Annotated in this window: 16 protein-coding genes; 11 read left to right on the top strand and 5 right to left on the bottom strand. The window is 32.2% G+C overall.

Annotated features, from left to right (window positions below; genetic code table 11):
- Nucleotides 1-27: 27 nt before the first annotated feature.
- Nucleotides 28-2,361, bottom strand: a complete 2,334-nt coding sequence (locus ACE193_RS03330) for a M1 family metallopeptidase (protein ID WP_375561597.1) — start codon at nucleotides 2,359-2,361, stop codon at nucleotides 28-30.
- Between the two features lie 246 nt (nucleotides 2,362-2,607).
- On the opposite strand from ACE193_RS03330, the gene ACE193_RS03335 reads away from it, so the two are divergent.
- From ACE193_RS03335 to ACE193_RS03350, 4 genes are all read left to right on the top strand, one after another.
- Complete coding sequence (locus tag ACE193_RS03335) at nucleotides 2,608-4,938, top strand: 7TM diverse intracellular signaling domain-containing protein (protein WP_375561598.1); 2,331 nt, start codon at nucleotides 2,608-2,610, stop codon at nucleotides 4,936-4,938.
- Between the two features lie 481 nt (nucleotides 4,939-5,419).
- Nucleotides 5,420-11,572, top strand: a complete 6,153-nt coding sequence (locus ACE193_RS03340; protein WP_375561599.1) for a hypothetical protein — start codon at nucleotides 5,420-5,422, stop codon at nucleotides 11,570-11,572.
- Between the two features lie 63 nt (nucleotides 11,573-11,635).
- Nucleotides 11,636-13,726, top strand: a complete 2,091-nt coding sequence (locus ACE193_RS03345) for a fibronectin type III domain-containing protein (protein ID WP_375561600.1) — start codon at nucleotides 11,636-11,638, stop codon at nucleotides 13,724-13,726.
- 128 nt (nucleotides 13,727-13,854) lie between these two features.
- Nucleotides 13,855-15,534, top strand: coding sequence for a hypothetical protein (locus tag ACE193_RS03350; protein ID WP_375561601.1), 1,680 nt, complete (start codon nucleotides 13,855-13,857; stop codon nucleotides 15,532-15,534).
- Between the two features lie 65 nt (nucleotides 15,535-15,599).
- Here the strand turns inward: ACE193_RS03350 and ACE193_RS03355 are convergent, their stop codons facing one another.
- Nucleotides 15,600-17,135 carry an NADP-dependent isocitrate dehydrogenase gene (locus ACE193_RS03355; protein ID WP_375561602.1) on the bottom strand — a complete coding sequence of 512 codons (1,536 nt, stop codon included), beginning with the start codon at nucleotides 17,133-17,135 and terminating at the stop codon, nucleotides 15,600-15,602.
- Between the two features lie 454 nt (nucleotides 17,136-17,589).
- A complete protein-coding gene (locus tag ACE193_RS03360; RefSeq protein WP_375561603.1) occupies nucleotides 17,590-18,153 on the bottom strand; it encodes a GNAT family N-acetyltransferase in 564 nt (187 codons plus the stop codon).
- Nucleotides 18,154-18,427: 274 nt separating this feature from the next.
- Between ACE193_RS03360 and ACE193_RS03365 the strand changes: the two genes are divergently transcribed.
- Both ACE193_RS03365 and ACE193_RS03370 read left to right on the top strand, forming a co-directional pair.
- On the top strand, nucleotides 18,428-18,751 hold the full coding sequence (locus ACE193_RS03365; protein ID WP_375561604.1) for a hypothetical protein: 324 nt from the start codon (nucleotides 18,428-18,430) through the stop codon (nucleotides 18,749-18,751).
- Nucleotides 18,752-18,874: 123 nt separating this feature from the next.
- Nucleotides 18,875-20,062 carry an ISL3 family transposase gene (locus tag ACE193_RS03370; RefSeq protein ID WP_375558606.1) on the top strand — a complete coding sequence of 396 codons (1,188 nt, stop codon included), beginning with the start codon at nucleotides 18,875-18,877 and terminating at the stop codon, nucleotides 20,060-20,062.
- 159 nt (nucleotides 20,063-20,221) lie between these two features.
- Here ACE193_RS03370 and ACE193_RS03375 read toward each other — a convergent pair whose 3' ends face one another.
- Nucleotides 20,222-20,791 carry a hypothetical protein gene (locus ACE193_RS03375; RefSeq protein WP_375561605.1) on the bottom strand — a complete coding sequence of 190 codons (570 nt, stop codon included), beginning with the start codon at nucleotides 20,789-20,791 and terminating at the stop codon, nucleotides 20,222-20,224.
- Between the two features lie 221 nt (nucleotides 20,792-21,012).
- On the opposite strand from ACE193_RS03375, the gene ACE193_RS03380 reads away from it, so the two are divergent.
- The 5 genes from ACE193_RS03380 to ACE193_RS03400 all read left to right on the top strand — a co-directional run bounded on the left by ACE193_RS03380 (nucleotide 21,013) and on the right by ACE193_RS03400 (nucleotide 24,803).
- Complete coding sequence (locus ACE193_RS03380) at nucleotides 21,013-22,044, top strand: hypothetical protein (RefSeq protein ID WP_375561606.1); 1,032 nt, start codon at nucleotides 21,013-21,015, stop codon at nucleotides 22,042-22,044.
- Nucleotides 22,045-22,231: 187 nt separating this feature from the next.
- Complete coding sequence (locus ACE193_RS03385; protein ID WP_375561607.1) at nucleotides 22,232-22,528, top strand: transposase; 297 nt, start codon at nucleotides 22,232-22,234, stop codon at nucleotides 22,526-22,528.
- Nucleotides 22,529-22,535: 7 nt separating this feature from the next.
- Nucleotides 22,536-22,919, top strand: coding sequence for a helix-turn-helix domain-containing protein (locus ACE193_RS03390; protein ID WP_375559769.1), 384 nt, complete (start codon nucleotides 22,536-22,538; stop codon nucleotides 22,917-22,919).
- Entirely contained in the window at nucleotides 22,919-23,815 is an 897-nt protein-coding gene (locus ACE193_RS03395) for an IS3 family transposase (RefSeq protein WP_375563340.1), read from the top strand. Before ACE193_RS03390 ends, ACE193_RS03395 begins: the two co-directional genes overlap by 1 nt.
- Nucleotides 23,816-23,873: 58 nt before the next feature.
- Nucleotides 23,874-24,803, top strand: a complete 930-nt coding sequence (locus ACE193_RS03400) for an IS256 family transposase (RefSeq protein ID WP_375563341.1) — start codon at nucleotides 23,874-23,876, stop codon at nucleotides 24,801-24,803.
- 77 nt (nucleotides 24,804-24,880) lie between these two features.
- Here ACE193_RS03400 and ACE193_RS03405 read toward each other — a convergent pair whose 3' ends face one another.
- Nucleotides 24,881-25,600, bottom strand: coding sequence for a hypothetical protein (locus tag ACE193_RS03405; RefSeq protein ID WP_375561608.1), 720 nt, complete (start codon nucleotides 25,598-25,600; stop codon nucleotides 24,881-24,883).
- Between the last annotated feature and the right edge of the window lie 8 nt (nucleotides 25,601-25,608).

Here is a 25,608-nt window from a genome sequence, read left to right on the forward strand (position 1 = left end):
TGTAATAATTTGATGTATCAAATGCTATTAATTTTTCTTCTTTTTGTTCATTTGCATTGGATTTGGAGAAGAGTAACTATTATCTCTTCTATAAAGCTCAAAACGAGTAGGAACTTCTTGACGAGGATACGAATTATTATACACATCTGTATCAGCCGTTTCAAGATTTGGGTCTAAATGGAAAGAAACAACTTTTTTCTTCGTCATGAAGACTTTACTAAACATTTCATTATCTCTTCTCCACACTTCTGCGGGGATTTTTTGTGTTTCTTTACTGCCATCAGCGTAAGTAAACTCAATAATAACAGGCATTACAATTCCACCTATATTTTTGAAATCTATTTGATAGAAATAAGGATTGTTTTTAATAAAAGTACGCTCTTCATCTGTTAAACTACTCATATAATCCTCATAATTTTTCTTTGCTTCTGCTTCTGTAATTCCATCATTGTACGAGTTATAGAAATCTTTAAGCTGTGGGCGACGCTCCAAACGAGTTTTTTCGATAGCTGCTTTGTTGCGTTGTGCTGTGATGCTTTCTTGTTCTGTTGTAGTTGCTTTTGCTATTTCAGCATTGGCAGAATTTGGCTCAAAGAACATTACATTTTCAATAGAAATATCTACATTATCAGTCGTATAGAACCAACCCCACCAAAACCAATCTAAATCAGTTCCAGAAGCATCTTCCATAGTACGGAAAAAATCAGCAGGTTTGGGATGTTTGAATGCCCAACGCTCTGCATATTCTTTGAAAGCATAATCAAAAAGTTCTCTTCCCATTACAGTTTCTCTCAAAATATTAAGAGCAGTTGCAGGTTTTCCGTAAGCATTGTTTCCAAACTGTAAAATCTCTTCTGAGTCTGTCATAATTGGCATAATACCCGATTTTTCACCTTTCATGTAATCTACAATATTTGCAGCATCACCACGACGAGAAGGATAATCTCTTTGCCATTCTTGTTCTGTAATAAACTGCATAAATGTATTCAAACCTTCATCCATCCACGTCCAATGACGCTCATCAGAATTGATAATCATAGGGAAAAAGTTGTGTCCTACTTCGTGAATAATTACCGAAATCATTGCGTATTTAATTCTTGAAGAATATGTTCCATCTGTTTCTGGTCTTCCACCATTAAAACAAATCATTGGATATTCCATCCCCCAAACAGGTCCATGAACTGAAATAGCAACTGGATAAGGATAAGCAATCGTATGTTTTGAATAAACTTCTAACGTATGCGCCACAACCTCCGTAGAATATTGCCCCCAAAGTGGGTTTCCTTCTTTTGGATAATATGACATTGCCATAACCGTTTTACCGTTTGGCATTTTTACGCCCATTGCATCCCAAATAAACTTTCTAGAACTTGCAAAAGCAAAATCACGTACATTTTCAGCTTTAAATTTCCATGTTTTTGTCTCTTTTGCTTTGTTTTTTTCTGCTTTAGTAGCTTCATCTTGTGTAACAATCACAACAGGAATCTCAGAAGTTTGAGCTTTTGCCCAACGCTCTTTTTGTTCAGCAGTCAAAACTTCATCTGGATTCTGTAAAACACCTGTTGCACCCAAAATGTGGTCAGCAGGAACAGTCATTTCTACTTCATAATCTCCAAACTCTAACGCAAACTCTCCACGTCCTAAAAACTGTTTGTGCAACCAACCATTTACATCGTCATAAACTGCCATTCTTGGGAAAAATTGAGCAATTTCGTATAAATAATTTTTATCATCTTCGAAATATTCATAGCCACTTCTGCCACCATATTTTAATTGGTCTTGAATATTGTAATTCCATTTTATTTGAAAAGAATATGTCTCATTTGCCTTTAATGGGGTTGGCAAATCCACTCTCATCATTGTTCTATTGATAGTAAAAGGAAGTTTTGTTCCATCAGTTGTCATTACACCTTCAATATTAAAACCACCTTCAAAATCAGAATTTCCTGTTACATAAGCAATTCCTTGAAGTGTATTTTTTTCGTTAAGTGTACCAGTAGAAGTTTTATAAGTATCAGAATCTTTTGCTCTCATGTTTTGGTCTAACTGTACCCAAAAGTAAGAAAGTTCGTCAGGCGAATTATTATGATACGTAATTGTTTCTTGACCTGTAATGCGCTGTTTTTCGTCGTCTAAGGTAAGTTGAATTTTGTAATCTACTTTTTGTTGCCAATATTCATGACCAGGTGCGCCAGAGCCTGCACGATAGACATTTGGTGTAGGAAGTTCTTGGTCAAGTTGTTTGAAATAAGAACGATTTATATTTTTATCTCGCTGTGCAAAGGCATTTTGAGAAGCAAAAGAAATAAACATGCCCACCATAAGGAGCAACATGTTTGAATAGTTGTATTTAATATTCATTGAGTAATTGTTAAGAAAATAGTTGGATTAAGTTCTATATAAATTATAGAGTAAAGACATTTTTTCCAAATTTAATTAATTTAAAGCTATTTTATAGCTGTTGAATGAGTTTTGATATGTTATAATATTTTAATTTACCGTTAAAGTCAATTCGTTTTTTTGAATAAATATCACTTTCTTGTTAGATAATTGAATGTTTTTCTATAAATATTCTCAATCAGAAAACTATTACTACTCTTATTTTTTATGTTTATTACTTCTTTATTAAGGAAAAAATATTCTTTAGAAAAATCTATCAAAAAGCGCATTTATGATGCTGTCGGATTTAGTTTTTTTATTATGCTTTTCTTAATTATTTTTCTGCTTTGTGTACCTTTGAAAGTAGAGGGTTATACTTTTCATACACTGGGCAAAGAGGTTTCTATACTTGAAGATGTTGAAAGAAAACTCACGCTTCAAGACTTGCTAGGAAGTGAAGTTTACAAATTTGAAAAAAACACGTTAGAATATGTAAACTTAGAAAGTTCTTATTCAGCTTTTTGGCTCAAATTACCTTACCAAAGTATTACAAAAGGAGATAATCGTATTGAACTAGGGGCATCTTCTTTAGACGAGGTTACTTTCTATCAAGTGAATGCCGAAGGGAAAATTATTCAACAAGTCACTACAGGAGATAACTATCCCTTTTCAAGTCGGTCGTTTCAGGTAGGATATTTTACATTTCCAGTTGAAGATGTTTCTGAAAGTACGATTTACATACGCATTCGTTCGCTACAACCCCTCTTCTTCTCTTTGCGTTCTTGGACGGCAGAGAATTATCTTGCCTTTGTTCACGATTTTGACTTTGCTCAAGGTATTTACTTAGGTTTTATGATTCTAGTTATTTTATATAACCTTTTGAATTTTCTAGTTATCCGAAAACGTGTATATTTAATTTATGTGTTCTATGTTTTTTCTATAACATTTTTTATGGCAAGTATTTATGGTTACCCTTTTAAATACTTGTGGTCAGAGATACCAGAATTGAACCAGTTCATTATCTTACAAGCTGCTCTGATGCAAATCTTTGCTGTAATTTTTACCAAGACTTTTTTTACAAAAAGCATATTTCCTAAGTGGCTTTCTTTTCTTTTGAACTTTTATATTTTTTTTGGATTTCTGATTATTCTATTGGTTTTTTCTAGCTTTAAAGTTGAGGCTTGGATGCTTTCGCAGGTGGGAATTCTGACATTAGGAGTTGTATTGCTTATCACAGGAATTTTAAGTTATTATAGAGGCTTTTATCCAGCTAAATATTATTTATTAGCTTGGGGATTCTTAACACTAGGTTTTATCTTAGCCATAGCTCAAACATTGGTTTTGTTACCTCCCAGTAACTACTTAAACCCTGTACAACTAGGCTCAGTTCTAGAGGTTTTGTTTATTTCATTTGCTTTGCAAGCCAAAAAAAATGTGCTAAAAAAAGAACCTAAAGTTACGCAGCAGAAGACCTTGGAAACCATAAGAGAAAATAAAAAAATTATACGAGAGCAAAATACAATACTGAAACACAAGGTCGGATATTATCAGTTTTTTTTGAGCAAAGAAACTATAATTTCATTTTTTACACGACAGTACCCACTAGAAACTTCTATTCAAAAACGCATTTGGATTTGTATAGTGTACAGTCTGTTTATTAGTTTTTTCTTGCTCATTTTTCAGCCTTTTGGTATTGCCCACGGACATCGATTAAATGTTTTTGAAGTCGCTTTTGGCTCTGGGCTTATTTGTTTTATTGTAATGTTTGTGTTTCAAGTAGTATTATTCCATTTTTTTCCTAAATTATTTCAAGCTGAAAATTGGACAGTAGCAAAAGAATTTGTGATAACCATTATCAATATTGGAACAATTGGTTTTGTAAATATTCTATACGCTAATTGGGCTGGATTTATTGACTTAACAATTTGGGGATTACTAAAATTTGAATTCTATACTATTTCTGTAGCTATTTTTCCCATTTTTATTTCATTTTATGTCAGAAATTATTTTGAACTGAGAAAAATACTAACACAAGAGATTACAAAGTTATCCAATAATAAAGAGCAATCTCAAAACACTTCAGTAGAAATTTTTGAACTTGATAGAAAAGTAGAAAAGATAGATAAAAAACTAGAAGTATCACAGCATATAAAATCAGAACCTACTCTTACAGCATCATTGCAAACAAAATCTAATATTATCTCTATCTTAACAGAAAACAAAGAAGAAGATTTTAAAGTAGAAGCCGATAATTTACTTTACATTCAAACTGCTGATAATTATTTAGAAATATTTTTTCTAGAAAATCAATCTATTTCAAAGAAGCTAATCCGAAATACACTCAAATCAATTTCTGAAATGTTGGAAAATGACTTTCCTCAATTTTTTCGTTGCCATAAAAGTTATCTTATCAATCTTCATCAAGTCAAACACATTTCTGGAAATGCACAAGGCTATAAACTACACCTTTTTTATGGCGAAGAACTAATTCCTGTATCAAGAAAAAACAATTCTATTATTAAAGAAAAACTAGAAATTTTTACAAAAAAACAGGTTTAAGTTATATATTTGCTTTGCCATTCGCCCCAAAAGTTACCGTTTACATCATTTTGCTTGTCTTGCAGAACCCTTTTACGCATTTTTGACGTAACATTTTTTAACAAGCGAAGAGGTAAGATAATCTCCTGCTTTTTACATTTATGTTAATTGCTAGTTAGGATTCATAGCCGTAAGGTTAAAACTTATTTGTCTTTCTGTTCCGTTAGGAACTACATATTGGTAGAATTTTAAGATTTTTAATCCAAAAAGCTACCAATATACAACTCCTACGGAGTATATGAATTCTGATTTTTTCATTTTTACTACCAATATGAAACTCCTAACGGAGTAAAAACTACCATTGCTTGTGTCCTCACGAGCTATACATTACAAAAAAAATAAAGCTATTAATTACCCATTTTTACCAAAAATGGGACTATAAAGCATACTTTTTATATACAAAATTCAAGAAAACAATCTCATCAAATCACCAAATTAAACAATGAGGACATACAAACACCATTTTTATTTATCACTTTTAATACTCTTTTTAGTCTGTTTTGGAAGTATTCAAACTGTTTTTTCACAAACTATAAACGTAAATGTTACTGTCATTCCTCCTTATCCAATTTATTTAGAAAATTACATCAATAGAGGAAATTCTGTCATTATCACGCTCACAAATACAAGTGCTGAAACACAGCAAATCCGACTTATTCCTTCTTTGGAGGGAAATAATGGTGTTTCTATAAAAGTAAAGGAAAGTTATTTTCCTACTGCACCAATTATTCTTAATCCACGACAGACAAGGACATTTACCTACAATCAATTACAGAGTTTTAATGCAAATCTGACAGAAAATGACGTGCAGATTCAAGGTGTTTCTGTTTCTACATTGGCACAAAATGAAGCTCTTCCAGAAGGTTCATATTCTTTGTGTATAAAGGCTTTTGAGTTTCAGAATAGCAATCTTTTGTCCTCTGAATTTGGTTGTGCATCTATTTTGATAACCAATTATGATCCTCCAATTATGGTTTTGCCACTTGATGAAGCCAAAATAAACCCTAGTACACCTCAATTTGTCAATTTTGTTTGGACTCCTGCTGGTGTGCCTTCAAAAACTCGTTATCATTTGAAAATTGTAGATATGAGTGCAAATAATTTATTCAATATCAATGATGCTTTTAATAATCCATCTATTCAGATTTATTTTGAGAAAGATAATATTATCACAAATACATTTTCGTACACATTAGCAATGCCACCTCTGCAAAAAGGGCGAAAATATGCCATTCGTGTAACAGCTTATGACCCTAGTAATTCAATTCAATTCAAAAATCAAGGGCATAGTCCAGTTACTTCTTTTACTTATGATGATGATAAAATTGTAGTTGATGGAGATAATGACGACGACGATGATGATAATAATGGCGATGATGAAAATCCAATTCCTGATGATATTGTTGTCATAATTGATAATGATGATTTGCCAAATGATGATGATAATCCAAATATTCCCAAAGACCCACAAGATTCTCCCGAATGTATGGCAGCTTGTCAGATTGTTGCACCTACACCTTCTGCGCCTTTGAAACTTTCAGTAGGACAAGAAATTATTGCAGGAAAATTTAAGATGAAAATTACTTCTATCAATGGAAATAATTCGGGTGAAGGAACAATTCTGGTTGCTTTTCTAAATGCTCCTATAAAAGTAAAATTCAATAATCTAAAAGTAAATAATAGCTTCCAACTCTTTGATGGAAATATTTATGCAAAAGTGGATAATCAAAGTTTGGTTAGTCAAGCAGTTAGTGAAAATCCGAATGCAGATTTGCAAAGTATAGCCAGTAAAGCAAAACAAATCAATCAATTTTTAGGAAATGCTTCAAGACAAGTTTCAAAATTAGGTGGAAATGTTCCAATTGGTTTGCCTTTAAGCTTGGATAACAATAATTATAATTTGGCGATTGTTGGAATTATTTTTTCTCCAACGGAAGCCAAAATGCACACCGTTTTGGGAGTAGAAATTCCTCAAGTTTTGCAAAATGACCTTTTTACACTTACAGGAACAGGTTTAGGAATTCGTCCGAATGGTTTTTGTGCTGATACAGAGGGCAGAATTTCTCTTTCTAGTGACAAAACGCTCAAACTTTCGAATGATTTAGTTTTGATTTTAGAGAAAGGACAACAAAATACGTATGCAAACTTTAGTTGTAAAGGAATTGAAAAAGTAGCTTTAAAAGGTAATTTAGAATGGTCAAGAAATAAAATTTTGCCTTACCAATATAATAAAGTAGTTCAGAATGAGAACAAAAAACTAAAAGCAACCTTCCAAACAGAAATCGAACAGGTTGGAGATTGGATTTTTGAAGCTGCCTTTAATTACCCTTCTTTTGTCTTACCTTCTGCTCAAAATTTGGTCTTTGCTGCGCCTTCTTTGTCTTTGGATTTATCAGGCAAAAAAACGCCTACTGCTGTCAAACAAAAACACCAAAAAGGAAATGATTGGGTAGGAATTTATATTCAAAATTTGAGTGTAACGTTACCAAAAGTATTTGAGAAAAACAAACAACCATTAGTTTTGGAAGCGAATGAGTTTATCATTGACAAATTAGGATTTTCTGGAAAAATCAATGCAAGTGGAGAATTGCTTTCCTTAAATGATGGAAGTGTTGATGACTGGGCAATTTCACTTCAAAAATTTGGAATTACACTCAAAAACAGTTCGCTTTCTGGTGGACTTATGGAAGGGAAAGTCAAAATTCCTTTGACTGATGAGGCATTAAGTTATGAAGGTTCGATTGCTCAAGCCAATCAACAAGGAGATGCAAATTTTGAGTTTTCAGTCATTACAAATGAAGATTATTCAGTTTCAGCTTGGATTGCTACTTTGGATTTAGAACAAGATTCTAAAGTTACTATCAAAAAGGATAATTCAAATAAATGGCATGTTGATGCTGTTTTAAATGGTGCTGTAAGTATTGGTTGGGAAGATGGAAAAGCCAAAAACTCGGAAGGACAAGAAGAGGAATTAAAAGAAAATAATGTTTCTAGTTTTTCACTTCCTAATATTCGTTTCGAACAACTGGCTTTAAAAAGTGGGTCTAATAAGCTCATTGAATCTTTTACAAAATTTGCTTTAGAAAATCCAAACGAAGAACAAAGCCGTTTGGCAGATTTTCCTTTATCTTTCAATCCTGAAAAACCTTTAGAACTTGTTTCCCAACAAAAAGGAGGAGGAGAAATATATGGAATAAAATTATCGCCAGAACTTACCCTTATTAATCTTGCCAACGGAATAAAAGGAGGTGCTACCTTTACTGTTTTTTCTAAGTATAATAAAAATACTAAGAAATTGACTTATGAAGAAACATCTCTGAATAGTATTAATATTGATGCAAATATCGGTGTAGCTCATTTTATAGGAGAAGTTGATATTTACAAACAAGACCTAACTTTTGGTAATGGTTTTAGAGGAGCAGTAAGTGTCGATATTCAAAAATTGGTAAAAGTAGATGCTACGCTACAAATTGGAAAAACACTTTCTATCAAAAATAAAAATAATGTCGTTACAGAAGAAGGCTTTAGGTATTGGTATTTTGATGCAATGGCATTATTAAAAACAGGTATTCCTATGACTACTTCTTTGTCTGCCTATGGTTTTGGTGGTGGTGCGTGGTACAATATGAAACGAGGAGAAACTCCAAAAGCAGTGTCTTATGAGCAGTTTGAAACAGTTGATTTTGATCCAAATTCAGAAGCAGGGCAAACCGTTTCAGGAACTACATTTACACCTCAAAAAGATAAATTTGGTTTTAAAGCCAATATGGTTTTAGGGCTTTCTGGAGGCTCAGATGCAGCTTCTAGTTTTAATGCAGACTTAGGTTTTGAGGTGTTTATGCGAAAAGACAATGAAAAAGGACTAGCCTTGGATTCACTTATTTTGAAAGGCGATGGCTATTTTATGCAACCGATTGATTTACCAATGGCAGAAAAAATAAATGCTGTGGCTAGTGCTTCGGTCAGAATAAAAGTTGATGCCATCAAACCTGCCTTTAATATGGCTGGTGCAATCAATATAAAAGCTGGAGATGTGGTGCAAGGAAACGGAAACCTTGAATTACATTTTGAACCAAACAAATGGTATCTGAATTTAGGAAAATGGTCAAAATCACAAGCTATGCAAGATGAGCCTTGGAATGACAAGAGCCGTTTGAATATGAATATTGATTTGAAAGTTACCACACTTTCTTACAATGGTTATTTTATGATGGGAACGCATATTCCTCAATATTTGCCATCTGTCCCTAAAAAAATACGTCAGACACTCAATCTTCCAATATCACAAAAGGCACAATACCAAGAAGCGCAAGAAGGAAAAGGTTTTGCAATGGGACTAGGTTTCAGAAGAGCTTTAGATGCAAAGTTTTTGTTTCTCTATGCTGATTTTGAACTCTTTGCAGGTTTTGATATTCTTCTTGCTAAATATAGTGATGAAACACTTTGTAATAATAAATCTGATTTTGGAATCAATAAATGGAGAGCGAAAGGACAAGCTTACGGTTATTTTGGTGGAGAAGCAGGTTTTAAAGGAAAACTTTTCGGCAAAGAGAGAGAGTTCAAAATAATAGATTTGAAGAGTGCTGCACTTGTAGAAGTAGAAGCTCCAAACCCTAGTTACTTGGGTGGTAATTTTGTCGTAAAGGGTGGACTTTTAGGAAATCGCATCAAAATAAATATGGATTTTGAATTTGAGTTTGGTGAAAAATGTGAGTTTACAGGACAAGGAAACAAAAATCCTTTTGATGATTATCCTCTAATTTCTCAAATTGCTCCAAAAGAAGGCTCTAAAAAAGCAAGTGTAATGACTGACCCAAGCGTATCTTTCAATTTGGGAATTGGTAGAGATGAAAGTCAAGGCATTACAAAGTATTATTCAAATAATACCTACAAATTGGTTGTGCCTGCCGAAAACGAAGATGAGCAAGATGAAGTCAGTACAGTTTATGTTCGTTTGCAAAAAGCTGAATTATCATATCAAGAAGGAGGAAAAAAGATAATGGTAGAAGGCAAAACCAAGTTTGATAAATACCAAAAAGAAGCCTATTTTGTAGCAAAAGAAGCCTTAAAACCAACTACAAAATATACGTTTTATGTAGAAGTTTCAGGTTGGGAAATTGAAAATAATATTCATACAAAACTAGCTACTCAACATAAATCAACTTCTTTCACAACAAATGAAGGGTTGGAAGAAATACCTCAAGATCAGATCGTGAGTGCAGAACCTTTTGCAAGGTCTCGTTATGCCTTTAAAGGTGCAAGGTGGGGAAATGTAAAACTTACAAAGTCTATTTGCGATCAGCCTTTATTTAAAAAATTACATATTTCTGAAGGCTCAACTATTTTTGTAGCTCGTTTTACAGACCTCAAAACAGGCGAAAGTATAGATACAGATAAGGTAAACTGTACTTTTGACCAAGTGAACTTCCAAGTTCCACAACTAAAGGGTTCTACCATTTATGAAATCAGTATTGTTCGTATTGATAAAGAAGGAAACAATAACCTTTCAGCAGGAGCAAATACAAGCCAAATCGAAAAAAATATTGGAGGAAGTAGTATGGCGTATTATACAGCTCTCAAAGGCAGCCGTAACTCTAAAAAGCAAGTTGAAACCAAACTTCTTACCTATCATTTCAGAACTGGAAAGTATAATAAAATGATAGATAAGATGAATAAAATGAGTATCAAACAAGCTGAATTAGCCACAATATCGATAGGCAACAACCAGCGTGCAGAAGTGGCTATGATTGCTCTTGAGTGTGATGAGCCGATTGACGTAGTGGATGCGTATGGTTATGTACAAGATACTAGAATATTAGGTTTTGGAACAAACTTAGACTTGACACCACCTACCACAAATGGCATTAGCTTAATGACAGCTTATCAAAATACAAATCAGTTTCCACAAGAATATGCAAAACAACATTTTAGACCTTCTATTTTAAAAGCTAAGTATGGAGAAGGGATTTTAAACTTTGTTCCAACATTCCACCCTACTCGTTATTATGGGCTGTATAATTTTGGAAGTAACAAGACGTTTCAATCCCCAATTTATAATTTGGAAGCGAGAAATACAGTGATGTTTTATCGTCCTCACTATCAAAAGGTTTATAGAGTTGGTTCGAATAGAAACTCATCAAATTATCCAAGTTCTTTATTTAAGCCAAAAGGAATAACGTATACACTTCCCAAAACACCTATTTCGCCTTATGAAATTCAACAAGCAAGAGCAAAAGCTCCAAAGCAAAACTTGAATCTAGGAGGATTGAATTTACAAATCAATGTTCCAAAACCTCCTAAGAGCCAATTTGATAATAACTTAGGTTTTGATAGTAATACAAAATACTACATTCCAATTATTGAATATAGAAATTATATTTTGGCTAGAGATATTAAGAAACTTCAATCCTTTGCACACAATAAGGCTCTTAATGTTAAAAGTCACTTTCTGCAAAATGGTCATTATAAAGGAATAACACCTTCAAAATATCAGTCATTTTATACTTCTTTTGAAAGACCTTTATACCTACTTGGTTCGCATAAATATACCATCACTTTAGAAGGACGAACATTTACTTACAACGTCAAAAAATAACTAAAAAGCCTCGTTGACGACTGCATTTGAGTCTCAACGACGGTTTCTAATCAATAAAAAACAATGAAAAATATATTTTTAATTCTCTTCTTTTTGGGTGTTTCTCTCTCTTTTGCAGTTGCACAAGATAATGACCCTTTTAAAGATTCAGTAAATATTCAAGCAATAGGACGTTTTACAGGCTCGGAAGTTTTATTGCGCTTTGCTCCTTCTTCGCCTTTGCTTTGGCGCATAATGCACAAAAATAAAATTGGTTATACCATTGAAAGAATTTATATCAATAATGATGATTTCAAAGCTGAAAAAATTACGCAAAGTCCTATTTTGCCATATTCATTGGAAGAATGGAAAACTAAAACCAACACAGATAATGCGTATGTAACAGCAGCAGCAGAATCGATGTACGGTACTGTTTCGGTAAATACAGCAGAAATTTCCTCGCCTTTCGAAACGGCTAAAAAAACAGAAAATGAACTACAAATGCGTTATGCTTTTGCTATGCTTTCGGCTGATATGGAAAAAGAAGCTGCTCAAGGTTTGGGATTGTCTTTTAAAGATGAATTTCAAAAAACAGAGGGTTTTGCTATTTATTCCATTTATCCTTCTCAAAAAATAGACGGAATGGAAGTAGATACAGCGATTGTAAGAATTGATTTTACAGAAAAATATGAGCTGTACCCTGTCATTGGAGTTTCGACAGAGGAAGGCGAACACGCAGTAACCATAACTTGGGATAAAGATGGAAATGATACATTTTCAGCTTTTAGGGTAGAAAAATCAACAGATGGAAAGACTTTTTTTGCATTAAATGAAAATCCAGCTATTACAGACCAAGATATTCCCTATAATTTTCATATCGATTCTGTTTCTCAAAATTACCAAAAGGCAAAATATAGAGTAATTGGACTTACACCTTTTGGAGATGAGAGTTTGCCCTCCGAAGTTGTAGAAGGACAAGGAATTGATTTATCTGTTGCTGCTGGTTTTGGTGGGATTTTTACAGAAACTCTGCCTGATGGTTCTGTAAAAATAATGTGGCAACCCATAGGAGAACAACCTGATTTGGAAGGGTATTATGTAGCTAGAGCATTGGATATCGAACACGAATTTATTTATCTCAATGAAAATCCAATTCGCTCAATAGGTGGAAATAATCAGTTTATAGACAAAAATCCTGAACAGGTTTTTAATTCTTATTATACGGTTTATGCTCACGATAAAAATGGAAATATTTCCAAATCAATGACGACAATGCACACCATTTTGGATAGTATCCCACCACAAACCCCAAAAAGTCTAAAGGGAACTATCGATAGTTTGGGAGTTGTAAGGTTAAATTGGGAGGAAGGAACAGAAGCTGATTTGAGAGGATATAGAGTCTATTATGCCAATGCAAAAGACCGAGAATTTGCCCAACTGACCGTTTCGCCGATTGCAAATGATGTTTTTTTAGATACAATCTCTTTAAATACACTTTCGAATAAAATTTACTACAAAATTGCTGCGATTGATTTGCGTTATAATGCTTCTGATTATTCTGAAATTTTAGAATTATCTAAACCTGATACTATTCCACCAACTTCGCCTTTTGTTGCTTTTTATGAAGTAAATGAGAAAGGAATAAAACTAGATTTTAGAAGAAGTAGCAGTTTAGATGTTGTTTCGCATTCTGTTTTGAGAAGAGAAAATGAGAATGATAAATGGGAAATTTTGAAAACTTTTGAAGACACAACAAGTCAGTTTTTGGATAAGAAAACAGAAAAATCAAAATGGTATCAATATGCCATTCAAGCAAAAGATGAATCTGAAAACCTTTCTCCTATCACAACCATTACATCGATTCAATTTTATGATAATGGAAAACAAAATTTTGTTCCTACACTAAAAGCAGAATTTTCGAAAAAGGAAAAGCAATTACGTTTGTTTTGGGAAGGAAAAGAATGGAAAGAAAAGCAAAAACAAGAGTTTCAAGTAATGATTTTACGCAAAGAAAAAGAAGCCGAATTTGTCGCACTCACAACCATTCAAGAAAATGAATACATAGATTATTCGCTTTACGATAATCAAAAAGGCTTTGTCTATGTCATAAAATTGATTTATGAAGACGGTTCAGAATCTGAATTGAGCAATCAAGTAAAAATTGATTTGAAATAATTACCTTTTTTTCTTTAAAAAACTTTTCTCGTTCAAGCATCTTGCTTGGACGCTCTCTTTCGTAAGCATATGCTTACAAAATAGTAAGCACAAGATAGAATCTTGCGCTAGAATAACTCCTACTGCTTATGAAATCATTATCTAAACTACTTTTCTTGGCTTTTTTCTGTTGCTTTTGTTTTGCTGCAATAGCTCAAAACACAGATTCTACTCAACTAAATTCAGATGCTAAAAAGAAATCTAACCTTGTAAATTGGTACGGTTCGGTTTCGTCTTCTTTCAATGTTTATGGTGTAAGTGGAATCCCACAGCGTTCGAATCCATTTTACTGGAATGTAACAGGAAATTTTGGTTTGCGCTTAAAAGGTGGCATAGACTTGCCATTTTCTTATACATTGGGCAAACAACAGTTAGATTTTCAGCGTCCTTTTTTTCAATTTGGAATGAGTCCGAAGTGGAAGTTTCTTACCCTTCATTTGGGTTATCGTAATCTTACGTATTCAAATTATACCTTAAACGGTCATACTTTTTTGGGAGCAGCCGTAGAAATTAATACTGGAAAGTTTCGTTTTGGAGCAATGAACGGTATTTTTAATAGTAATTTGCCCCAACAAGACGTAAAAGATTTGGCTCTACCTCGTTATAAAAGAAAGGGTTATGCTATAAAAGCAGGCTATGGAAGTTCTCAAAATTTTGTGGATTTGGTGTTTTTTAAGGCTAAAGATGATTCTACTTCTATTTTTCGTCCGACGGATAGCACAGGTGTTACACCTGCCGAAAATATTGCTTTAGGATTGGTAGGAAAACTGACTGTTTTTAAGAAGCTAACTTTAGATACAGATGTAGGAGTAAGTTTTTTTACTAGAGATTTGGCTTCTACTTCTTTTCGTAATTTTGAATATAAAATTGTCAATCCAAAGGCTTCTTCTCGTGTTTCGTATGCTGGAAAAATTGGTCTTGCTTGGAGAGCAAAATCGTATTCTTTAAAGTTAGATTACGAACGAGTAATGCCAGAATATCAGACCTTAGGAGCGTATTTTTTTGCAAATGATATGGAACGGTTTAGTCTAACACCTTTTATTTCTTTAGCTAAAAATAAAATTTTGGTCAATGGAACGATTGGAATAATGCGAAATAATCTACTCAATACAAGAAGTGAAACCACTTGGCGAACTATCGGAAATTTGAATATAAATCTACTTCCAAAACCTCATTACGGCATTAATTTTAATTATACCAACAATACAAATAATCAAGAAGAGGGAAATATTCCACTTTCGGACTCTCTTCGAATTCGTAATACAGTTCAATCCATTAGTATTTCACCTTTTTATAATATTGTAAAAGATACTTCACAGATTCATACTATTTCGCTTTCTGCTGTTTATCAACAAGTCAATGATTTTAATATTTTCACACAAGGTTTTGCAGATATGAAAGCCTTAGTTTTTTCAGCAAATCATTCTACACAATATATGCAATCTAGTTTTTCGTTTATGTCTGGACTGAATTTTAATAGGGTAGAAGTCGCTAATTTGGAAAATATCTTGTATGGTTTTACGCTTGGCGCAGGAAAATCTGTCTTCAAAAAAACTCTTCAACTTAATATTGATGCTTCCTATAATCAAAGTATTGTAGATAAAATCTCTGATGGAAATGTTATTCAATCTAATTTTACAGCAAGTACAACTATCAAAAAACGACATACTTTTTCTCTGAACTCTTCTCTAATTGCAAATTCTTCAAAGTCTTTTCAAGATTTTCAAGAATTTAGAGGTGGATTTTCTTATGTGTTGAGGTTTAGGTAGAATTCAAAAAGCCTTCATTTTTTCAAATAAAGGCTTTTTTGGGTTGTAAAAGAATCTGTTATGTTTTATTGTCCTTGTCCTAAAGAAAAGGAACGAACACCATCGAATGTACAAAGGTTTTCTGTTTTGATAATATCAAATCCCTCTTGATTTAATTTATTCATTAGTTTTAAAACATCCTTATAATCAATCGCTGATTCTGTTGAGGTTTGGAAACGACAACGCCAGTGGTCTGTACAAAATGTTTCAGGAAAACCATTAGGATAAACTTTTACACCTCTATTCGTAATCATTTGAAGTTCTAAATCTGTTTTGCTCTCCAAAGCAGCCTTAGAAAGGGCATCGCCTAATGTGTTTGCATTGCGTTTTTTACCTGTTAGGTCTGCTGGGTCGTTCCAATGCAAGAAAATATCTACGCCTATAAGTTCTTTTTTAGCTATTTTGGTAGGTTCAACATTAATATTGATTGATTTTCCTCTTCCATATTCCACAGGCTTTAAAGTAGTTGGCTTTTGCCCTAATCTTTCAATAACTGCTTCTCCAAATTCTTTTGTACCGACCTTTTTTGTGCTTATTTCTTCGTTGTAAATATCGCCTGTATGGATTCCATCTTCGATTGTTTTGAGCCATGCATTTTGTACTTTTTCAGCAATATCAGCTTGTCCAATATAAACTAACATCTGAACAGCACCCAATAAAAGACCTGAAGGATTTGCAATTCCTTTTCCTGCAATATCAGGTGCAGAACCATGAATAGCCTCAAACATCGCAAAATCATCCCCAATATTTGCAGAACCAGCAAGACCTACCGAACCAGTAATTTCGGCAGCTACATCAGATAAAATATCGCCATATAAATTTGGCATCACAATTACATCAAACTGCTCTGGTTTAGTAGCTAATTTTGCAGCTCCTATATCAACAATCCAATGCTCTTTTTCTATTTCTGGATATTCTTCGCCTATTCTATCAAATGTTTTGTGGAAAAGACCATCTGTAATTTTCATAATATTATCCTTCGAAAAACAAGTAACCTTTTTACGGTTATATACTTTTGCATATTCAAAAGCATAACGGATAATTTTTTCTGTTCCTACACTTGTAATCAGTTTCAAACATTGTGTTACTTCGTCTGTCTGTTGATGTTCGATTCCTGCGTATAAATCTTCTTCATTCTCTCTTATAATTACGGTATCCATTTTTGGATGCTTTGTCTGTACATACGGATTGTACGAAACACAAGGACGAACATTTGAATAAAGTCCCAAAGTTTTGCGTATCGTAACATTCAAACTCTTAAAACCACCACCTTGAGGAGTTGTGATAGGAGCTTTCAAAAATACTTTTGTTTTGCGTAAAGATTTCCACGTTTCAGGTGTTATTCCTGCTGAATGTCCGTTTTTATATACTTTTTCACCAATTTCTACTTCTTCAAAATCTATTCTTGCTTTTGCAGCTTCCAAAATAGAAAGTGTTGCATCCATAATTTCTTCACCTATTCCGTCACCTTTAGCAACAGTGACTAATGTTTTTTTATGAACAGGTTTTTGTTTGAATGTAGTGTCTTGTGTGTCTGTGTAATTTCTGTTAGATACTAACATAAGAGAAATATTTTAAAGATTTTTTAAAAAGAAAAATGATTGTTTATTGGTTGTTGAAGGTAACTTCAATCAAGTAGTTAAATAATTGATTGCTTAATTAACTATATTGATAGTATTACTTACTAACACAAAAGTAACAGAATGGTTTTGTTTAAACAAATTTTTTGGAAGGTTTAACAAATACATAAGATGTTTTTTGAAAATTTACCCAAAAAATCATCTAAATTATTTTATAAAATCAGGGAAAATCGGTTGTGTAGTAAAATTGTGTTTGTAGCAAAACATTTTTTTACTTTCTACTGAATCCTTCATTTTGACCTTGACAATGGTCATTTTTCGAAGAAAAATAAGACCTTGGCAATGGTTGAAATGAAGAAACACAATTTTACTACACTACTGGAAAATCAAAGGTTTCGAAAATCACAAAAAAATAAACCATTGCATAATTAGAAAGCTATTTTGATTGATTTTTATATTCTTTTTGTGTCAAACGATACTGAATTATATCTAAATATGTATCTCCTTTTTTGAAATGCTCTTTAATTTCGGCTTCTTTTACCATTCCATTTTTTATCATGATTTTTCCAGATGCAGGATTAGAAATAAAATGATTTGCAAAAATTTTATTGAGTTGTAAGGTTTCAAATCCAAATTCAATAACTTTTCCTACTGCTTCACTCATAAAACCTTTATTCCAAAAAGGCTCTGCCATCCAATAACCTAATTCTGCTTTATTGTGTTTTTTGTCTAACAAAAGCCCAACAGCTCCTATAAAATCTAATTTGTTATTTTTTTTGATACGAATAGCAAATTTGTAGGCTTCTCCTGTTTTGAGGTCTTGATTGGCAGAGTTTATCCAAAAAATAGCATCTTGTTCGAAATAAGGAAAAGGAATATTGATTAAATTATCTGATATTTTTGGATTTCCTGCATATTCAATAATTTGGGGGATGTCTTTGTAAGAAAGAGAATTGAGGAGTAGTCTTTCTGTTTGTAGTTGTATGTTTTCTATTTCCATGATATTTTGAATTAATTTTAGTTTTAGATAAAGTTCAACTGTCAGACAGTAATAAAAAAACTACCTTTTTTTAATGAAAAAAGTTCAAATTCTTTTTCAGATTCAATATAAAATAAAAATTGACTGTTTTTTTTGATTTTTGAAATATTTTTGCAGAAATGAGAGTTTAGAATTAGTTTAGGAACAAAAAAATAATTCAGAATTTTCAAACAAGAGGAAATAATTTTGTGTTTCGAAAATCCAACTACTAAACCTAATAATTAAACCAAAACAAATGAATAAAGCACGTGTAATTACCGATTTTGAAAAACTAAACTCTAATTTACAAGAACAAATCAAACTTGTTTATCCAGAAGGATATAGTCAGCATTTGATTACCTTCCAAAATAAAGACAATCAAACTGTGAGTGCTTTGCGCTTCGAAACTGATGAGAAAATTTATTTAGTCAGGATGTCTGTTGCTACAGCTCTTCAATTGGTTGAAGACGATGATGATTTTGATGATGATGGATATTTGAAAGAAAATGTCAAAAACCAGTACGAAGATGACCATGCTGAAGCAGATTATCTTTCTGAAAATGAAAATTATGAGGAGTAATTAGAAGTTACTAATAAACAATTATCAAAAAAAGGCTATCCGAAAAGTACGGATAGCCTCTTTTTAAATAATTTTTTTGGTTCTTCCGACAATTTAGCGATAATTTCTTAATTTAGCCTTTCTATGGATACTAACACAATAGCAATTTTATTAGGTTTTTCAGATTTTTCAGTAACGAAAATAGAATCTTCTCCACTTCGCTTAACTATTTATGGAGAAAGTAATTTAGCCGATTCTATTTGTCCTAATTGCTTGAAAAAGTGCAATAAAGTGACTTCTACTTCAGAACGTATTGTTCGTGACCGAAATATTTTAGACAAAGAGGTTTATTTACACTTAACTTCTCGTCAATTTCATTGTCAAGATTGTACTCGTTACTTTCAAGAAGTTTTTAGTTTTGTTTCTAAGCAAAAAAATCAAACTCATCGTTTGGAAAAATATCTTTATTTATGTTTGAAAGATAGCAGTTTCAAAGAAGTAGCTATCCGAGAAAACATACTTTGGGATGTTTTAGATGGTATTTTTAAAACCTATAGTAAACGTGAGATAAAAAAACACCTAGATTATTTTCCTCGACGTTTAGGTATTGATGAATTTGCTTACAAAAAAGGAAAAAAGGAATATGCTGTTGTTTTAGTAGATTTAGATACAGGTCAAGTTTGGGATATTTTAGAATACCGTAATAAAGAGTATTTAAAAGCCTATTTTTTATCCAAAGGCGAAGTTTTTTGTACTAGTATAGAAGTATTTTCTTGTGATATGTGGGAGGGATTTTCAAATACAGCAAAAGAAGTATTTCCTAACGCTGATGTAGTAATAGATCGCTTTCATTTTTTTCAGCATTGTAATAAAGTGCTAGATAGCATTCGTAAAGAATTACGACGAAAAGATGATAAAAACGTTCATTTCAAGCAAATAAAATGGCTTTTATACAAGGCATGGAAAGACCTTACTTATAAAGAAAGACGAGTTTTACTTAAAGCGTTTAGGTTTAGCTCAACGCTTAGACAGGTGTATTTTATGAAAGTGGAATTACAAAATATATTTAATACTGATTTGAGTAAACAAGAAGCTAAAAAACTACTAGACCAATGGATAGAAGAAGCTCAAAAAATAAATCATAAGGCTCTAAATAGATTTATAAATACGTTTAATTCTTGGAAAAATGATATTATTAATTTCTTCAAAGATAGATATTCTAACGGAATAGTAGAGGGAATTAATAATAAAATTAAGACCCTCAAAAGGAGTGGGTATGGGTTTAGAAACTTTCAAAATTTTAGATTGAGAATGATAGTCAAATTCATATAATCGCTAAAAAGTCGGAAGAGCCAAATAATTTATATGCTAACAAAATATGTCTGACACCTCAAAGGTTTCTTGACAGTTTAAATTTCTACTTTCTAATTCTTTTTTAGGTATGTTTTATTTTACTCAGTTACTTAGTTTAAATGATTGTATTAATTTATACTACTTTAATGTATATAGAAGGGAAAGTCCTAGTACATTACGAGAGCTTTCTCCAGGCTCTGCATCTTTAGTGCTTAAAAGGTAAGAAAAACGAACTCCTACACCTCTATAAGATAAGCCAGCATTTAATACAGGACCACTTGTAGTAGCTGAATTTCCTCCATAATTAAGGTCATTGTTTGATAGTTTGCTAAACCCATATCCAGCACCTACAAAACCACCAAAGTCACTCTCATTATCTGGGCTAGAACTATTTCCCAAATTAAGCTCTAACATTACAGGAAGGTCAAATACAAATGAGCTTTGTCCTTCTGCTCCTGTACGAGAGTTATAAGTAGAGTTACTAGAATAACCTAATCCAATATGTGTTCCTACAGAGAGAGTGCCTATTTCTGAGAACGAAAGGAAATTTAATCTAGGTGAGAGTACAGCAGCATATCCTGCAGAGCCTCCTCCTGAATATGCGCCTACTCCAGCTTTAAAAGAAAACGAAATATCATTTTGTGCTTTTGCAGAAAAACCAAACATGATAAAAGTAATTAAAGTAAAAGAAAATAATAAATTTTTCATTATCCAAATGTAAGTTTAATTGATTAAAAATTGAAGATGCAAATGTACTAAAAAAAACTATAAAAAAAACTAGATGAGTGAAAATATGGTAAAAAGGCTCAATTATTATGAAAAACAAACAAAATTAGTAATACTTTGTAGGATATAAGTAAATGTTTTTCTAGTTTTGCATTCCTTTTAAGGAAAATTAATTTTTAATTTAAATGTAACTTAACTTACTTATGTACAAAAGCAAATTGTTTGTGTTTAGTGCTATTATTCTTTTTTTATTTTGTGGGGTTTCTTCTTCTTTTGCTCAATTAGGAGCTAAAAATAATCCTGAAGACATAGCCATGCTCAAGAAACGTGTTTTATTAGTTGGTATTGCTAAAGAAGATCCCAAACTGATAGCGAAATACAAGAAGAAAAAAGATAAATCTAAACTTGAGGATTATAGAAAAGATATTAAGGAATATAACGAAAATATTAAAGCTGCTGTTGATAAATTTTGGACTTTTAATGCTAAAGTAGAATATAAATCACATCAAGAAATAGCAAGTTTACGCAAAGCAAAAAAACTAAGCAAATATGCTATTCTAGAACATGATATTGTAACACAATATGTAGGTCAGTTTAATACTTTTCGTACTAAAGTAGGAGAGAAATCTGTTTTAGGAATTATGCTTGGTAAAGGCAAAAAAAGTAAATATGTTACCTCTGCTATTATGCCAAATATTATAGCTTCTAAAGAAGATTTTGCATATGCTATTTTGTATATACAAAACTCTCTTGAAAACTTTAAAGAAGGAAAAAAAGGAAAAGAGATGCGTCAAGAGATAAAATCTAATAGCGAACAGTTGAGCAAACTTACTCTCTTGATAGATAAAGAACAACTAAGCAAAAAAACTACTGAGGCAAAGATAAGATCAGTTTATCCATACAAATTCGAAATTGTATCAAGAGATCGTATCAATGAAGCGATATGGAATAGAGAAGAAGGAGTTTGTTATATACAAGTTATTCCCCTAATGGCAGCATCAGCAGGAGGACGAACAGGTGGACTAACTATATCAAAAATGTTATTTGGACAACAAGCTATGTTAGCTTCTACAGGAGAAATGTTAGCGTATTCATATCCAAAAGTAGGGTTTGTCGTTTCTAAATCTAGACAAGAGATAGATACAAAGACAATTACAGATTTGTTTAAGATGTCAGTTAAGGCTATTGAGGAAAAAATAGAAAATGGAGAAACAGTAGAAGTTGAAACAAATTAAAGTGAAACTTTTCTGTGTTTAGGAAAAAATAAAAATGGGTTTGAAGTATGTACTTTAAGCCCATTTTTGTTTTATATCAATTTAGAGTGAAAGACACTGTTTCATAAAGTGTGTAAGTTTAAAAAGGAGCTATTTTAGATTTAGCTCAAAATTATTTATTTTTAATTGAATTTAAATTTCACATTTTATGAAAACAGAAGATATTCTGACAGATGCTTTTATGAAGCAATTTAAAACAGGTTCAGACTTGAATAGTTTTTTAGAAGAACTTCATCGTCGTGGTATTGAAAAGATACTAGAAGGAGAATTAGATGCTCATTTAGCTTACGACAAGCATCAAAAAAGTAGTAATTCTAACTCAAGAAATGGGTATGGAAAGAAAAAAATAAAGAGCCATTCAAGCGAACAAGAGATACGAGTTCCTAGAGATAGAGCAGGTTCTTTTGAGCCAGTGTGTCGTCCTAATATAGTGTTACACAACTAATTTTATTATGGAACGTAAATATGTTAAACGTACACAGAAAGACTACACCATGCAGTTCAAACTTCAAGTAGTTAAGGAAATTGAACAAGGTCTTTTTACAGTCACTCAAGCCCAACGGAATTATGGTATTCAGAGCCGAAAAACAGTTGTGAATTGGCTTGATAAATATGGTAATTTTGATCATTCTTATAAAGTAATTCGTCCTATGAAAACAGCAGAACAACGTTTAATAGAACAAGAACAGGAAATTCGTCATCTAAAAAAGCAAAATGCTACTTTACAAGAAGAGCTATCTACTTTAGATAAAAAGGCTATTTTGTTTGATATGATGATTGATTTAGCAGAAAAGGAATATAAAATTCAGATACGAAAAAACTCCAAACCCAAGTAATTAGTTCATTTAGTGAACAGCATGCAACAAGTATAAGTAAAACCTGTAAATTGCTTGGGATAACTAGACGGGTGTATTATTACTCTTTATTGCGAACGAAAAAATGTAAAGAGTTGGCTCAAAAAGTAGTTGATTTAGTAAAAAAGGTTAGAGCGCAAATGCCAAGAGTTGGTACTCGTAAACTCTATCATATTTTAGAAGCTCCTTTGAAAGCCTTGAAAGTGGGACGAGATAAACTATTTTTTATTTTAAAAGCTAACCATCTTCTTATTTTACCTAAACGGAGGTATCATGTTACTACAAACTCACTTCATCGTTTCAAAAAGCATAGAAATTTGATAGCAAATTTGAAAATTGAACGAGCAGAGCAAGTTTGGGTAAGTGATATTACTTATGTTGGAACAAGGGAGAATCCGATGTATTTAGCATTGGTTACAGATGCGTATTCAAAAAAAATAGTGGGTTATGATGTTTCTAATAGTTTAGAAACAGTTGGTTGTTCAAATGCTTTGAAAATGGCATTGAAAAACAGAAACTATCCTTTACGAGAACTAATTCATCATTCAGATAGAGGGGTTCAATATTGTAGTGATGAATATCAAACTATTTTAATTAAAAACCGTGTTCGTTGTAGTATGACAGAATGCTATGACCCATACGAAAATGCTGTTGCAGAACGTGTGAATGGAATTTTAAAACAAGAGTTTTTATTGGACTCACAAATAACTTATTTGAAGTTTTTACAAAAAGTGGTAAAACAAAGTGTGGAAATTTATAATACAGAAAGACCTCATTGGTCGCTCTACATGCAAACACCACAACAAACACATCAAGAGGAAAACATTCGAATAAGAACGTATAAAAAAGAAAAATCAGACAATCTAAAGACTGCCTGATCTATATTTAATTTATCTAAAAACCTGTAACACTATTTCAGGACTAGACACAGAAATCATTAAAAAGCGTCAAAAAAGTCCTACAGAAGGCATTGAGAATGTAATTATCTCTCTTTATGCCAAAGGAATGAGTACTTCTGATATAGAAGAGCAACTCAACGATATTTATGGTTTTTCAGTTTCTACTTCTACTATTTCAAGAATTACGGACAAGGTGGTAGAAGATAGTATTGCTTGGCGTAATCGCCCTTTAGAAGCTCTTTATTTAATCGTTTGGTTAGATGGAATTATCTTTAAAGTTCGTCAGGGTTCAAAAGTAATTAACAAAACCATGTATATTGCAGTTGGATTACGTACTGATGGCAGAAAAGAGGTCTTAGGTTTATGGCTAGGAAAAAATGAATCTTCTTCTTTTTGGATGAGTGTTTTGACAGACATGAAAACCAGAGGAGTAGAGGATATTTTAATTACAGCAACCGACAACTTAAATGGTTTTACAGAAACGATAAAAACCGTTTTTCCACAAGCAGCAACACAGTTATGCATTGTTCATCAACTTAGAAATGCTTTTAAATTTGTGGTATGGAAAGATAAAAAAGAGTTTGCCAACGACTTAAAAGCAGTTTATACAGCTCCCAATAAAGAAGCAACTCAAGCAGCTCTTACAGATTGTAAAGCCAAATGGAACGCTAAATATAGCTATGCCATAAAGGGTTGGGAAACTAACTGGGACGAATTAACTGTCTTTTTTGACTATCCAGTAGAAATAAGAACCATTATTTATACGACAAATACCATAGAAAATCTAAATGGAAAGATTAGAAAATACACCAAAAATAAACTTTCTTTTCCAACAGACGATGCTGTAAATAAATCGGTGTACTTAGCAATAAGAGAAGCCACTAGAAAGTGGTCTATGCAAATTAGAAATTGGGGGATAATACTCAACCAGTTTGTAATTATATTTGGAGATAGGGTCAAATTATAAAAACAATTAGACCCTATGAAAATTACAACTTACACACTTTATGGGATACTCCCATTTAAACAAACAAATAGAGTATTCTAAATTTCTATCTTAAATGATTTTTTTACTCTTATTTCTTCGTAAGTTTCTCCAACTTTCTTTATAGCATCATACTCTATTTTTAAAACTTTGTTCTCTATTTTATATTTCTGAATAGACATGCTAGGTGATCTAATATATAAAGGTCTAGGTTGTAGAAGTATCGTTTGTTCTTTATTTGTTTCTAAGTTTAGAATAAAAACACTATCTAAATCAGTTGCATAAACTAAATAATCATCTTTGGTCATTAATAACTCATACTTTTCTATAATGGAACTTGTATCATTTTTGGGCAGAACGAGAGTTGTATAAGCAATAGGAGCAGGATGTCCACCACCAGAAGTATAAAAAATATTACGAAGAACAATAGTATTTTTTGTTTCGTGAATATACTTTGGTACAAAATCCCAAGTTCCCATCTGCTCATAAAAATTACAGTAATATAAACTATCTGAGCTTCTTTCGTAAGAATTTCCTGACCAAATAATTCTAAAACCTTCATTTTCAATTTCGTAAGAATATTTTATAATTGTTCCCATAGGAGTAACTGTATCTTTTTGAATACATTGTTCAGCTAACTCTTTTTTGGAAGGTATAGAATCCGTTTTAGTAGAATCTACTTTTACAATTTTATTGTTATTATCCTTTATTTTATCTTGTTGATTGCCTTTACAGGAGAAAATGGCTAAAACTGAGATTATTATTATCGTATATTTCATATTATTTA

The organism is Bernardetia aquimarina (assembly GCF_042180575.1).
Classification (GTDB): Bacteria; Bacteroidota; Bacteroidia; order Cytophagales; family Bernardetiaceae; genus Bernardetia.